This window comes from Halomonas sp. HP20-15 (assembly GCF_033446685.1).
GTDB lineage: Bacteria > Pseudomonadota > Gammaproteobacteria > Pseudomonadales > Halomonadaceae > Modicisalibacter.
This window is the reverse complement of sequence record NZ_JAWQLY010000001.1, coordinates 33901-47683: the sequence shown is the minus strand read 5'-3', so window position 1 is coordinate 47683 and position 13783 is coordinate 33901. Positions and strand designations below refer to the sequence as shown.

The 13783-nt window shown below is 67.5% G+C and carries 10 protein-coding genes; 6 read left to right on the top strand and 4 right to left on the bottom strand.

What is annotated here, in order from left to right:
- Positions 1-62 precede the first annotated feature (62 nt).
- The 5 genes from R6258_RS00220 to R6258_RS00200 all read left to right on the top strand — a co-directional run bounded on the left by R6258_RS00220 (position 63) and on the right by R6258_RS00200 (position 4573).
- Positions 63-917, top strand: a complete 855-nt coding sequence (locus R6258_RS00220; RefSeq protein ID WP_318446051.1) for a MoxR family ATPase — start codon at positions 63-65, stop codon at positions 915-917.
- A gap of 3 nt (positions 918-920) precedes the next feature.
- Positions 921-2096, top strand: coding sequence for a vWA domain-containing protein (locus R6258_RS00215; protein ID WP_318446048.1), 1176 nt, complete (start codon positions 921-923; stop codon positions 2094-2096).
- A gap of 220 nt (positions 2097-2316) precedes the next feature.
- Positions 2317-2952 carry a hypothetical protein gene (locus R6258_RS00210; protein ID WP_318446046.1) on the top strand — a complete coding sequence of 212 codons (636 nt, stop codon included), beginning with the start codon at positions 2317-2319 and terminating at the stop codon, positions 2950-2952.
- Positions 2949-3692: a DUF3307 domain-containing protein gene (locus tag R6258_RS00205; protein WP_318446044.1), complete on the top strand. Its 744-nt coding sequence runs from the start codon at positions 2949-2951 to the stop codon at positions 3690-3692. Before R6258_RS00210 ends, R6258_RS00205 begins: the two co-directional genes overlap by 4 nt.
- Before the next feature lie 2 nt (positions 3693-3694).
- Positions 3695-4573, top strand: a complete 879-nt coding sequence (locus R6258_RS00200; RefSeq protein ID WP_318446042.1) for an N-acetylmuramoyl-L-alanine amidase — start codon at positions 3695-3697, stop codon at positions 4571-4573.
- Between the two features lie 2 nt (positions 4574-4575).
- Here R6258_RS00200 and R6258_RS00195 read toward each other — a convergent pair whose 3' ends face one another.
- Complete coding sequence (locus tag R6258_RS00195) at positions 4576-5166, bottom strand: helix-turn-helix domain-containing protein (protein ID WP_318446041.1); 591 nt, start codon at positions 5164-5166, stop codon at positions 4576-4578.
- Positions 5167-5307: 141 nt separating this feature from the next.
- On the opposite strand from R6258_RS00195, the gene R6258_RS00190 reads away from it, so the two are divergent.
- Positions 5308-6537: a benzoate/H(+) symporter BenE family transporter gene (locus tag R6258_RS00190; protein ID WP_318446038.1), complete on the top strand. Its 1230-nt coding sequence runs from the start codon at positions 5308-5310 to the stop codon at positions 6535-6537.
- Between the two features lie 19 nt (positions 6538-6556).
- Here the strand turns inward: R6258_RS00190 and R6258_RS00185 are convergent, their stop codons facing one another.
- From R6258_RS00185 to R6258_RS00175, 3 genes are all read right to left on the bottom strand, one after another.
- The gene (locus tag R6258_RS00185) at positions 6557-7486 is read right to left on the bottom strand and encodes a transglutaminase family protein (RefSeq protein WP_318446036.1); all 930 of its coding nucleotides are present in this window, start codon (positions 7484-7486) and stop codon (positions 6557-6559) included.
- Positions 7483-10188: a circularly permuted type 2 ATP-grasp protein gene (locus R6258_RS00180; protein WP_318446034.1), complete on the bottom strand. Its 2706-nt coding sequence runs from the start codon at positions 10186-10188 to the stop codon at positions 7483-7485. The genes R6258_RS00185 and R6258_RS00180 overlap by 4 nt, the downstream gene beginning before the upstream one ends.
- A 142-nt stretch (positions 10189-10330) precedes the next feature.
- Entirely contained in the window at positions 10331-13669 is a 3339-nt protein-coding gene (locus R6258_RS00175) for a transglutaminase family protein (RefSeq protein ID WP_318446032.1), read from the bottom strand.
- Positions 13670-13783 lie beyond the last annotated feature (114 nt).

The window sequence follows — 13783 nt, the reverse complement described above, 5'->3', positions numbered from 1 at the left end:
CGGTTGCCGCCATTGATCGCCGTTCGTACACTCGTTTGATCACATTCAGGAACGAGACCTTCATGGCTTTCCAAGGCACCGACACCTACGTCGCCAGCGACGCCCTGCGCCTGGCGGTGGACGCCGCCGTCGCGCTCGAACGGCCCCTGTTGATCAAGGGCGAGCCCGGTACCGGCAAGACCCTGCTCGCCGAGGAACTGGCCAGCGCGCTGGGCAGCCGGCTGATCACCTGGCACATCAAGTCCACCACCAAGGCCCAGCAGGGCCTCTACGAGTACGATGCGGTCAGCCGGCTGCGCGACTCGCAGCTGGGGATCGAGGGCGTCAATGAGGTTGGCAACTACATCAAGCCCGGCAAGCTGTGGGAGGCCTTCGAGTCCGATGAGCGCGCCGTGCTGCTGATCGACGAGATCGACAAGGCGGATATCGAGTTTCCCAACGACCTGTTGCAGGAACTCGATCGCATGGAGTTCTACGTCTACGAAATCGACCGCACCGTGCGGGCGCGGCACCGGCCGATCATCGTCATCACCTCGAACAACGAGAAGGAACTGCCCGACGCCTTCCTGCGGCGCTGCTTCTTCCACTACATCGACTTCCCCGACCGCGAGACCCTGCAGCAGATCGTCGCCGTGCACTTTCCCGACATCGAGTCGCGGCTGGTCGCCCAGGCGCTGGACGTGTTCTTCGATATTCGCGACGTCCCGGGCATCAAGAAGAAACCCTCGACCTCGGAGCTGGTCGACTGGCTCAAGCTGCTGATGGCAGACGAACTCGCCCGCGAGGCACTGTATGACCGCGATCCGGCCAAGGCGCTGCCGCCGCTGGCCGGCGCGCTCATCAAGAACGAACAGGACACCGGCCTGCTCGAGCGCCTGGCGTTCATGGTCCGCCGCCAACAGTCGGCGAGGCGCTAGCGCATGTTCCTGGGCCTGTTCGAAACGCTGCGCCGCCATGGCGTGCCGGTCACTCTGCGCGAGCTGCTCGACCTGCATGCCGGCGTCGAACGCGGCGTGGTGTTCGCCGACAGCGAGGCCTTCTATCGCCTCGCCCGGCTGACCCTGGTCAAGGACGAGCGCTACTACGATCGCTTCGATCGCGCCTTCGCCGCCTGGTTCGAGGGCATCGACAACCTCGACGCGGCGATCGACGCGCTGATCCCCGACGACTGGCTGCGCCGCGAGTTCGAGCGCTCGCTGTCCGCCGAGGAGAAGGCCCGGATCGAGTCGCTCGGCGGCCTCGAGCAGCTGATCGAGACCTTCAAGCAGCGCTACGCCGAACAGCGCGAGCGCCATGCCGGCGGCAACAAGTGGATAGGTACCGGCGGTACCAGCCCCTTCGGCGCCTACGGCTACAACCCCGAGGGCATGCGCATCGGTCAGGATGGCTCGCGCCAGCGCCGCGCGGTCAAGGTCTGGGACGAGCGTCGCTTCCGCGATTACGACGACAGCCGCGAGCTGGGCACCCGCAACATCAAGCTGGCGCTGCGCCGGCTGCGCCATTTCGCGCGCAGCGGCGCCGGCGAGGAGTTCGATATCGACGCGACCATCGACGCCACCGCCCGCGATGCCGGCCTGCTCAACGTCAGGACGCGGCCCGAGCGTCACAACGCCGTAAAGGTATTGCTGCTGCTCGATGTCGGCGGCTCGATGGACGACCACGTGCATACCTGCGAGGAGCTGTTCTCGGCGTGTCGCAGCGAGTTCAAGCACCTCGAGCACTTTTATTTCCACAACTGCATCTATGAAGGGCTGTGGCGCGACAATCGCCGTCGCCACCAGCGCCTTTCCACGTTCGAGATGCTGCGCACCTTCGGCAATGACTACAAGCTGATCATCGTCGGCGACGCCGCCATGTCGCCCTATGAAATCAGCCATCCCGGCGGCAGCGTCGAGCACTTCAACGACGAGCCCGGCGGCGTCTGGCTGCAACGCCTGGCGGCCAAGTTCGAGCGCCTGGCCTGGCTCAATCCCATGCCGGCGGCGAGCTGGGAGAGAACCCACTCGACCCGCCTGATTCGTCAGCTGATCGGCGATCGCATGTATCCCCTGACCCTGCAAGGGCTGGAATCGGCCACCCGCGAACTGATCCATTGAGGCTTACATTTTGCTACAGGCGACCGGGGCGTAACGCTTGGACTCGGCAAAATACTGTATATAATTACAGTAAAGGTAGGCTTTCCGAATGAAAGGCTTGAATAATAGCCTTATTTGACTATAAATAATATTTATAGCTTTTTTGAGCTATAAATTAATAGCCTATTTCGGCTATTAAATGGAATTATAGCCATATTGAGCTATAAAGGCAGGCAGCACTATGAACACTATCGCGGTCTTGACCGGCGACATCGTCGGTTCGCAGCAGGTCAGTGACAAGCCACACTTGAGCCGCACGCTGGACGATGCGCTGACCCTGCTCGAAAGGCGCTTCGCGGCCCGCAGCGACCGCTATCGCGGTGACGGTTTCCAGATCGCCGTGAGCGATCCGGGCGACGGCGTGACCGCTGCGGTACTGCTGCGCGCGGCGCTCATCCAGCAGTCGCCGTCACGTCAGGTCACCTGGGATGCCCGCATCGCCGTTGCCGTAGGCGGCGGCGAAGTGCCCGATGCGGCTCGCTTCGCCGAGGCCGAGGGCGACGCCTTCGTGCGTTCCGGGCGTAGCCTGGACGCCCTTGGCGAAACGCCGCAGCGGCTGGTCGTGGTCACCGGCAAACCGGCCCTGGATGAGCACCTCGCCCTGCTGACCCGTTTCGCCGACGACATTCTCTGTCACTGGTCGCGCTACTCGGCCGAAGTCGCCTATCACAGCCTGCTGCACGACGAATCGCAGCAAGCCCTGGCAAGACGCCTGGAGCGCACCCAGCCGACGATCAATCGCCGCCTGGTCGCCGCCCGCTGGCCATTGATCCGCGATTATCTTGCCTACACCGGCCAATGTCTGGGGGAGGCATGATGGAATCGAACAGCCTGTCGCTACTGCTGTTATTGCTGCTCGGCCACCTGATCGGTGATTTCCTGCTCCAGAGCCAGGCCTGGGTACGCAGCAAGGAGAGCCGCCACTACCTTTCACCGGCCGTCTACCTGCACTCCGGCGTGCAGGGCCTGCTGGCGCTGGTCGCGCTGCTGGCCAGCGCGCAGGCCTTCCTGCCGACCCTCGCCGCCGTCGCGGCGATCAGCGTGACGCACCTGGCGATCGATATCGCCAAGAGCTACGCCCCGCCGCAGGCACGCTACTTCCTGCTCGACCAGGCGCTGCACGTCGGCGTGCTAGTGGTGGTCTGGGCGTTGCTGGTCGAGTCGCCCGCGTGGCTGGCCACGCTGGGTAGCTGGTTGCTGGATCCGGCCCCGTTGCTGGTAGCGCTGGGCTACCTGCTGGTGCTGCGCCCCACCTCGATCCTGATCGCGCTGATCATGCGGCGCTGGAGCCGCCAGGTCGACACCAGCGGCATGCTCGCCGACGCCGGCGCGCGCATCGGCATGCTCGAGCGCTTCCTGGTACTGACCTTCGTGCTGGCCGATCAACTGGTGCCGATCGGCTTCCTGCTGGCCGCCAAGTCGGTGCTGCGCTTCGGCGAATTGCGCGAGGACCGCGACCGCAAGCTGACCGAGTATGTACTGCTGGGCACCATGCTGAGCTTCGCCCTGACGCTGTGCCTGGGCATCCTGATCCGCCGCGCGCTGACGGTGCTGTAGCCGTGTGGCGATTTGAGCGCCGCTCGACCTGGCCCGCGCTGGCCCTGCTGGCCTCGAGCGTGTTGCTGACGGCCTGCGGCATGGCGCCGGCGATCGAGTCGCGGCCCGGCTATCAGGTCGACCGGCGTCACATCGCGCCGGCGCAGAGTTCACGCATCCGCCACCTGGTTCTGCACTACACCGACAGCGGCGATGCGCGATCGCTCAAGACCCTGACCGGCCCCCGTGTCAGCGTCCATTACCTGATCCCCCGCCACCCCGAAAACGGCCACGCCGCACCGCGGGTCTACCAACTGGTCGACGAGTCGCGCCGGGCCTGGCATGCCGGCGCCAGCCGCTGGCGCAACCGCAGCAACCTCAACGACACCTCGATCGGCATCGAGATCGTCAATCACGGCCCCGTGACTACCGCGAACGGCATGCGCTGGGACCTCTTCCCGCCGGAGCAGATCGAGGCGGTGATCGCCGTCGCCCGCGACATCGTCGCGCGCTACGGCATGGATCCCACCGATGTCGTCGCCCATGCCGACATCGCCCCGCAGCGCAAGATCGATCCCGGGCCGCGCTTTCCCTGGGCGCGACTGCACCGGGCCGGCATCGGCGCCTGGCCGGACCCGGCGAGTGTCGCCGCCTACCGCACACGCTTCGAGCGCGAACCGCCGACGATCGACCAATGGCAGCGGGCGCTGGCCGCCTACGGCTACCCGGTGATCGCGAGCGGCGAACTCGACGGCCAGACCCGCGCCGCGCTGCGCGCCTTCCAGATGCACTTCCGCCCGGCCCGCTACGACGGCAACCCCGACGCCGAGAGCGCGGCGATCCTGTGGGCGCTGCTCGCCAAGTATCGCCCGGCGGCGCTCGGACGACTGCGCGCCGACTGACCTCAACGCGGGTAATGCACCAGGTCGTGAAAGCGCACCGGCTGGGCGCGGCGATTGCGATAGGCGTGCGCCCGGTCGGCGGCGAAACGCAGAGTCTGCCCTGCTGCCAGGCGGTGCCACTGCCCCTCGACTTCGACCTCGACCCCGGCGTCCAGCGCGATGACGTGCTCGATCGTCCCGGCGGCATGCGGCGCCGAGTCGCTCGCGGCGCCGGGGGCCAGGGTCACGAGGAACATCTCGCAGCCGAGCGCCGCTTCGAAGGGCACCAGCACCGACAGCGCCATCCCGGCGGCATCCTGCCAGTCGACGGTACCGGCATCCGCCGTGCGGGGTGCGTCTTGAGAGGGTTCGGCTGCCGAGCTCACGGCCTCGCCGTGCGCGGCTTCCACGAAGAATGCCGAGAACGACACGCCGAAACCGCTGGCCAGCTTCCACAGCGTGGCCACGGTAGGGCTCGACTCGCCGCGCTCGATCTGCCCGAGCATGGCCTTGCTGACCGCCGTGGCCTGGGCGCAACGATCGAGGCTCCAGCCGCGCGACTGGCGCAGCGCCCTGAGCGTGGCGGGAATGTGCGTGCGGGGATCGGTCGGCATGGCTGGGTTACCTGGTAAGGGACCTGAAAGCGGGCTTAATAAGACTTGGACACGGGCCTGCGGGCGATTGTACGCGATGGGCGCGAATGCTAACGTGTGCCCGTCGTGCGTTATAACGCACAATCGACCCGGAGTCCCGCCATGCCCCGCCGCTCGCTGCGTCGCGATCTCTCCCCCTCCGCCTTGGTCGCCGGCTTCGTCGCGGTGCTGGTCGGCTATATCAGCTCGGCGGTGATCATCTTCCAGGCCGCCGAAGCCGCCGGCGCCAGCCCGGCACAGATCGGTGCCTGGTTGAGCATGCTGGGGCTGGGCATGGGCGCCACGTCATTGGGGCTGTCGCTGTATTACCGCGAACCGGTGCTTACCGCCTGGTCGACGCCGGGTGCGGCGCTGCTCGCCACCAGTCTGCCGGGTATCGGGCTCAGCGAGGCGATCGGCGTGTTCCTGTTCTCGGCGCTGCTGGTATTGCTGTGCGGAGTCACCGGGTTGTTCGCACGGTTGATGGAGCGCATCCCGCAGGCGGTCGCCGCGGCGATGCTCGCCGGCGTATTGCTGCAGTTCGGCATCGACGCCTTCGCCGCCCTAGAAGTCGATTTCCCGCTCGTCGCGGCGATGTGCGCCAGCTACCTGATCGGCAAGCGCTGGCTGCCGCGCTACACGATTCTGCTGGTGCTCGCGGTGGGGCTGGCCGTCGCCTGGCTACAGGGCGGCATCGAGGCCGAGCGCAGCGCGCTGGTGTTCACCGCGCCCGAATTCATCATGCCGAGCTTTACGTGGTCGTCACTGATCGGGGTGGGCATCCCGCTGTTCGTCGTCAGCATGGCCTCGCAGAACGCCCCCGGGGTCGCCACGCTGCGCGCCGCCGGCTATCGCACGCCGATTTCGCCGCTGATCGCCTGGACCGGCCTGGCGACACTGCTGCTGGCGCCGTTCGGCGGTTTCTCGGTGTGCCTGGCGGCGATTACCGCCGACATCTGCATGGGCCCCGAAGCGCACCCCGACCCGCAGCGGCGCTATGTGGCGGCCGCCGCGGCCGGCGGCTTCTACCTGCTCGCCGGGCTGTTCGGTGGCTCGATCGGCACGCTGTTCAACGCCCTGCCCCACTCATTGATCGTCACCATTGCCGGCCTCGCGCTGCTCTCGACCATCGCCAACAGCCTGCACAACGCGCTCGCCGACACGGGCCAACGCGAGGCCGCCGCGGTAACCTTCCTGATCACCGCCTCGGGAGTCACGCTACTGGGTATCGGCGCGGCTTTCTGGGGCCTGATCGGCGGGCTGGTCACGCTGGCAGTGCGCCCGGCCGGGCCGCTGCCAGGTACCGCGGCGGCACGAGCTGGCCGGCGCACCGAGACGCAGCCGACCGACTGACCGGTGGGGCCAAGTCGGCTCACCCCAGACGACGTGACTCGGGTGCTTGCTCCGGGTGAATTTCCGCAGCCGGCGGGGACTCGGGAATCACATCCACGGCGACCTCGAGCGTGTGATCGCCGCCGCCGCTCATCACCCCGCTGAGCGGCGGCACATCGGCGTAATCGCGCCCCCAGCCCACCACGACATGCTGCTCGCCGGGCAGGCTGCCGTTGGTCGGATCGAGTTCCAGCCATCCCCAGCCCGGCAGAAAGACCGCCAACCAGGCATGCGAGGCATCGGCGCCGACCAGCTTGGGCTGACCGGGCGCCGGAAAGGTCTCGAGATAGCCGCTGACGTAGCGCGCCGCCAGGCCGATCGAGCGCAGGCAGCCGATCGCCAGGTGGGCGAAATCCTGGCAGACCCCGCGGCGCTGCTCGAGCACCTCGATAAGCGGCGTGGCCAGCGTGGTGAAGCTCGGGTCGTAGGTGAATTCATCGAAGATGCGCCGGTTGAGATCCTGGACCGCTTCGAGCAGCGAACGCCCCGGGGTGAAACTCGCCGCGGCGTAATCAGCGAGCCTGGGGTTGCGCCGCACGAAGGGCGAGTCGAGGCGATACAGCCGGGCTTGCAGGCAGCTCTTCTCGGCGGCGCTGGCCAGGGTGTCGCGACAGCCCTGCCAATCGCCGGGCAGCCTGACCGGCAAGGCCGGACGCGGGCGGGTCTCGAGGCGGGTGCGTACGCTGACCTCGAGCGCCTGATGGATATCCTGGATGGCGAAGTACAGCACCCGGTTGCCGAAAAAATCCTGGCGCTCGCTCTCCACCGCCGGGCTCGGCAGGATCTCGATGCGCGAGGCCTCGCAGCGCTGCCAGGGCAATTCCCGCGGCAGCATGCGCGCCTCGTTGTGGCACAGCGTGACCGGCGCGCTGTAGCTGTAACTAGTGGTGTGACGCAACTGGTAGATCACGGCTGCACCTGCATCTTGATCAGCTGCTTGGGCGTCTCGGCGTGGCTGAAGTGGCTGTGGCCGATGGCGTCCGAGAGCTGCTCCAGGGGCGTAAGCAGGTCATCGAACAAGCTCGCCAGCGCCTCGCGTGCGCGCTCGGAAGCGTGCACGTCGGCGAGTAGGTCGATGTCGGCAAGCTGCAGGGTGCTTGAGGCCTGGACGATCAGACGCTGCTCGCGGCTGCGATACGGCGCCGAATCGGGCTGCGGCAGTCGCTCGATCTGGCGGCCCAGACGCTTGAGCATGTAGCCCACAGAGCGTGGGTTGCCCTCGTCGAACAGCAGCAGGTCGAGAATCGCCGTGGGGTGCAGCTCGCTACGGTAGCGACGCCGATAGGCGGTGACGTTGTCGGTGGTGGCCAGCACTACTTCCCACAGCGCCACGCCGGGTTCGCGGGCGTCGAGCAGCGCCAGGCGCAACAGCTCCAGCGTGCGCAGTACCCGCTCGATGAAGCGGCCGATGTCCATGAAGCGCCAGCCGTAGTGGTGCGGCATGGTCTCGTTGCACAGGCCGAAGAACGCCGCCAGCTGGTTGACCACTTCCTCGCAGGCGCGCCGCCCTGCGCTCGCCGAGGGCACCCGCGGCATGGCGTTGATCTGGCGGCGCAATTGGTTGAGCACCCGCCAGGCATCGTCGCCGAGATGATCGCGCACCGCCCGCGAGTTGCGCAGCATCTGCTGGAAATACGCCGGCAGGCCCTGGCGGGTGTCGTCGTCGAGCAGCGTCAAAAGCGCCGCACGCAGGTCGTGGAAGCGCCCGCCGAGCGAGGCACCCGCGGCACGCGCACCCGCTTCGCCACCGTGCTCACCAGAGCCGACATCGGGCCACGCCAGGGTCAATACCTCGAACAGATCGGCCATGGTGGTGTCGGCGTACTCCGCCTGCTCCTGCTCGAGCAGCCGCAGCAGGCCTTCGCGCAGCAACCGCGCGCGCACATCGAGGCGCTCACCATAGCGACCCAGCCAGAACAGGCTGTCGGCGACCCGGCTCGGCAGGTCGTTGCCATCGCGAGTGACGACGATCGGCCCCGCGGCCTGGCGCAGCAGGCTGACGTGGCGCTGCGGCTCGTCGGCCAGCACCCAGACATCCTTGACCACGTCGCTGTCCAGCGAGGGGGTTCCCGGCACGCCGGCCCAGGCCAGTCCGCCGGGCATAGCCCGGTAGCGCCTACCGTCGCTCTCGGTCTCTCCCAAGGCCGGCCCCGGCGTCGTCTCATCGCTATCGGCGGTGACAAAAGCGCGCAGGTTGAGCGGACGCGGCACGAAGCGGCCGCTGGCGTCGTCGTAGACCGGCGCCGTCGCCGAGCGCAGCGGCCGCTGGGCGACGTAGCGGCTGGGTCGCTCTTCCACTCGCTGTCGCAACACGGCGAGTTCGGCTTCGCTGAGCTCCGTGGTGCGGATCCAGCTTGAACCGGGCTCGATGTCGCGGAGCGTCAGGTGCTCGAAGTCATCGAGCACCGTGGCGAGCGCTTGCGGATCGCCGCACCACCAGCTTTGCGGCGGTGCCAGCTTGAGCGGCTCGCCGAGCAGGCGCTCGCAGAGCGTTGCCAGGTAGGGCGCGAGTCCGGGATGCTCGAGCACACTGACGCCCAGCGGGTTGGCCAGCGCCACCCCGCCGCTACGCGCGGCCTGGACCAGCCCGGGCACGCCGATCAACGAGTCGGCGCGCAACTCGAGCGGGTCGCACCAGGCGTCCTCGAGCCGCCGCAGGATCACGTCGACCGGCTTGAGCCCGCCTAACGTGCGCATCCATACCCGGCTGTCGCGCACCACCAGATCGAGACTCTCGACCAGCGACAGGTTCATGTAGTTGGCCAGGTAGGCATGCTCGAAATAGCCGTCGCTGTCGGGCCCTGGGGTCAGCAGAACGACGTTGGGCTGCTCGCGATGCAGGGTCGACAGCGCCGCCAGGGTGCGATGCTCGGCCTCGAGGAAGCTCGACAGCCGGCGTAGCGGCGCCTCGCGGTAGAGCGTGGGCATCGCCCGGGCGAGGATGATGCGATTCTCCAGCGCATAGCCGGCCCCGGAAGGCGCCTGCAGGCGGTCGGCAACGACCCGCCACTGGCCCTGATCGTCGAGGATCAAGTCCACGCCATGGAAGACCAGTCCGGCGCGGGGCGCGTCGTCATGGCTATGATCGCAGGCGAACAGGAACCCGGGATGCTCGTAGATCAGCTCGGGGGGCAGGTAGCCCTCTTCGATCAACCGCCGCGGCCCGTAGATGTCGGCCAGCAAGGCGTCGAGCAGCCGGCTGCGCTGGACCAGCCCCGCCTCGAGCTCGCGCCACTGTGCCGCCGGAATCACCAATGGCAAGGGGTCGACGCGCCAGGTACGCAACCGCCCGCGCAAGTCGTCGTGGACGTTGAAGGTGACGCCATTCTCGTAGAGCAGCCGCTGGACCTCGTCGGCGCGCTCGGCCAGCCCCTGCTCGCCCAGCGCGGCGAACTCTTCGAGTAGCTCGCGCCAGTGCGGGCGCAACTCGCCGGTTGCATCGAACAGCATGTCGTGGCGCGTGGAATCGCCCACGGCATAGCCTGCAAGCAGCGCTTCGAGCGAGCGGGTGCCCTCCGCCGCCGCGCTGGGCGGCGTGTCGAGCAGCGATTCGGGGAGGTCGGGGACCAGCATGGTGGGCATGCCCGTAAGTGAGGGAGTTACAGCGTGCATGATAGCGCGTTCTGCCCAGGGCAATACGCCGATCTGCATCCCTATTGGCCGGCTATTGCTCGGCATAGGACGGTTAACGTCCGCTAACCCGACCGGGCCGTCCCTACGCGCCGTCTGAGAAATGCCTGCGCTCTTCCATAGGCTAGCCGGGACGTCGCAGGTCGAGCGTCATCGGCAACTCCAGGCTCGCCGATTCCACGGGCGCCCGAACTTCGCCCTGGCTGTGCCCGTGTGCCGTGAAGCGTGCCAGGCGCCGCGCCTCGGCCTCGTTGGCGTTGACCGGAAAGGTCTCGTAGTTGCGCCCGGCCGGGTGGGCGACGTGATAGGTACAACCGCCCACCGAACGCTGGTTCCAGGTGTCGACGATGTCGAACGTAAGCGGCGCGTGCACGCCGATCCGCGGATGCAGCGCCGACGGCGGCTGCCAGGCGCGAAAGCGCACCCCGGCCAGCGCCTCGCCGACCCGCCCGGTCGGCGTCAACGGTACGCGCCGGCCGTTGCAGGTGACGACGTAGCGATCGCCGCTCAGCCCGTTGACCTTGACCTGGACCCGCTCCACCGAGGAGTCGACGTAACGCGCCGTACCGCCCCCGGCGCCCTCCTCGCCGAGCACGTGCCAGGGTTCGATGGCCTGGCGCAATTCCAGCTGCACGTCGCGATAGCTGACCCGCCCGTGCGCCGGGAAGCGGAACTCGAGAAACGGCGCGAACCATTCGAGCTCGAACTCGAAGCCATGCCGGCGCAAGTCGTCGAGCACATCCTCGAGATCGTTCCACAGGCAGTGCGGCAACAGCCAGCGGTCGTGCAAGGCGGTGCCCCAGCGCACCAGCTTGCCGCGATACGGACGCTCCCAGCAGCGCGCGACCAACGCGCGGATCAACAGCATCTGCATCAGACTCATGCGCGGGTGCGGCGGCATCTCGAAGGCGCGTAGCTCCAGCAACCCCAGCCGCCCGGTGTCGCTGTCCGGCGAGTAGAGCTTGTCGATGCAGAATTCCGCGCGATGGGTGTTGCCGGTGATATCGGTGAGCAGATGGCGCAGCAGCCGGTCGATCAGCCACGGCTGCGCCACCTCGCCCTCGGGAATCTGCGCAAGCGCGATCTCAAGTTCGTAGAGCGCCTCGTGGCGCGCTTCGTCGACCCGCGGCGCCTGGCTGGTGGGTCCCAGGAACAGTCCCGAGAACAGATACGACAGGCTGGGATGATGCTGCCAGTAGGTCAGCAGGCTGCCCAGCAGGTCGGGACGGCGCAGAAACGGCGAGTCCGCCGGCGTGACGCCGCCCAGGGTGACGTGGTTGCCGCCGCCGGTGCCGGTATGGCGGCCGTCGAGCATGAACTTCTCGGTACCCAGCCGCGTCAGGCGCGCCTGTTCGTAGAGCGTTTCGGTATTGACGACCAGCGACGGCCAGTCCTCGGCCGGCATGATGTTGACCTCGATCACGCCGGGGTCGGGGGTGATCAGGAACTTGGCCAGGCGCGGGTCGGAGGGTGGCGGGTACCCTTCGACGATCACCGGCATGGCAAGCTCGGCGGCGCTGTCCTCGACGCTCGCGACCAGATCGAGATAATGCTCGAGGCGGGTCAGCGGCGGCAGGAACACGTGCAGCCGGCCATCGCGCGGCTCGACGCACAGGCTGGTGTGGATCGTCGGATCGTCGTGATCGCCCTCGGCCAGCGGCTGCTCCTGCCAGTCCTGATCGGGCGCCTGATGATGCAGGCCATGAGTCGCGTCGGCGCCGTGGGCGCGCAGGTCGCTGTAGCGGCGCAACACTTCGCTATGCACGTCGCCCAGGCTGTCGCGGAATTCGAACAGCGATTGCGGCTGGGGCCGGTCGGGCCGTGCCTCCCAGGGCAGCGCCGACAGCGGCAGGCGCAGCCCCATCGGCGAATCGCCGGGCACCAGATAGAGATGCTCGCGCTTGAGCGGCCATTCGCCGCTTTCCCAGGCGTGCGGCCTGTCGAGGGCATGGCGCAGCGGTAGCGCGAAGCCAGTGATCTCGCCCAGCCCGCGTTCGAGCAATTGGCCGAGGCGGCGGCGCTCCTCGTCATCGTCGAGCTCGTAGTCGCGCGGATCGACGTTGACCGGCAGCGTGCGCTCGCGCCACAGATAGTAATAGGCGTCTTCGTAGCCGGGGATCAGGCGATGAGTGGCGATGCCCAGGCGCCGGGTCAGCGTCTCGGCGAAGCGCCGTGCCTCGTCGATGCCATGGCGCCCGGGATGGCGGTCGTCGGCAAGCAGCGTCACGTCGCGCCACAACGGCACGCCGTCGCGCCGCCAATAACAGGCCAGCGCCCAGCGCGGCAACGACTCGCCGGGGTACCACTTGCCCTGGTGGGTATGCAGCAACCCGCCTTCGGCGAAGCATTCGCGCAGGCGCTTGAGCAGGTCGCCGGCCAGCACACGCTTGGTCGGTCCCAGCGCCGCGGTGTTCCACTCCGCACCGTCCATGTCGTCGATCGACACGAAGGTCGGCTCGCCGCCCAGCGTCAGGCGCACATCACCCTGCGCCAGACGCGCGTCGACCCGTTCGCCGAGCGCGCTGATCGCCGCCCACTGGACCTCGCTGTAGGGCTTGGTGACGCGCGGGTCCTCGTTGATACGCTCGACGTGCATGGAAAAATCGAACTCGACCTCGCATTCGTCGGTCAGCCCGCTGATCGGCGCGGCGCTCGAAGGCTCGGGCGTCGCCGCCAGCGGGATGTGCCCCTCGCCGGCGAACAGCCCCGAGGTGGGATCGAGCCCCACCCAGCCGGCGCCGGGGATGAACACCTCGGTCCAGGCGTGCAGGTCGGTGAAATCGACCTCGGTGCCCGAGGGTCCGTCGAGCGCCTTGAGGTCGGCGGTCAGTTGGACGAGGTAGCCGGAAACGAAACGCGCCGCCAGGCCCAGATGACGGAATATCTGCACCAGCAGCCAGGCGCTGTCGCGGCACGAGCCGCTGGCCTTGTCCAGCGTCGTCTCGCAGCGCTGGATGCCCGGCTCCAGGCGCACCAGGTAGCCGATGTCGCGCTGCAGGTGCTGATTGATCGCGACCAGGAAATCGACCATCGCCAGCGGCTCTTGGGGCACTTCTCGCTGCCATCCACGCAGCCAGTCGCGCAACAGCGGGCCGTCCTCGCGGATTTCGAGATACGGCGCCAGCTCCTTGGCAAGCGCCTCGGGGTAGTCGAAGGGAAAGTTCTCGGCGTAGCTCTCGATGAAGAAGTCGAACGGGTTGATCACCGTCATCGGTGCGATCAGTTCGACGTCCACCGCCAGCCGGGTGAGCTTTTCGGGGAACACTACGCGGGCGACGAAGTTGCCGAACGGGTCCTGCTGCCAGTTGAGAAAGTGCGGTTCGCCGTCGATCTTCAGCGAATAGGCCTCGATCGGGGTCCGACAATGCGGCGCCGGCCGCAACCGGATCAGGTGCGGGGAGAGATTCACCGGGCGATCGAATCGATAGCTCGTATGGTGCTGCAAGGCGACGCGAATCGTCATATCGAACCCCAGGGATGAGCGAGTGCCGGCCGAACGGCCAATGCCACTTACTATCGGTCGGCGACGTGTCGAGCACAACCTGCAAGTCGGCATGTCAACGCTGACCGTGAGGCG

Coding starts and splice junctions, on each gene's coding strand:
- R6258_RS00215 (WP_318446048.1), top strand. CDS start 921: ATGTTCCTGGGCCTGTTCGAAACGCTGCGCCGCCATGGCGTGCCGGTC.
- R6258_RS00190 (WP_318446038.1), top strand. CDS start 5,308: ATGCCCCGCCGCTCGCTGCGTCGCGATCTCTCCCCCTCCGCCTTGGTC.
- R6258_RS00175 (WP_318446032.1), bottom strand. CDS start 13,669: ATGACGATTCGCGTCGCCTTGCAGCACCATACGAGCTATCGATTCGAT.
- R6258_RS00180 (WP_318446034.1), bottom strand. CDS start 10,188: ATGCACGCTGTAACTCCCTCACTTACGGGCATGCCCACCATGCTGGTC.
- R6258_RS00220 (WP_318446051.1), top strand. CDS start 63: ATGGCTTTCCAAGGCACCGACACCTACGTCGCCAGCGACGCCCTGCGC.
- R6258_RS00195 (WP_318446041.1), bottom strand. CDS start 5,166: ATGCCGACCGATCCCCGCACGCACATTCCCGCCACGCTCAGGGCGCTG.
- R6258_RS00210 (WP_318446046.1), top strand. CDS start 2,317: ATGAACACTATCGCGGTCTTGACCGGCGACATCGTCGGTTCGCAGCAG.
- R6258_RS00205 (WP_318446044.1), top strand. CDS start 2,949: ATGATGGAATCGAACAGCCTGTCGCTACTGCTGTTATTGCTGCTCGGC.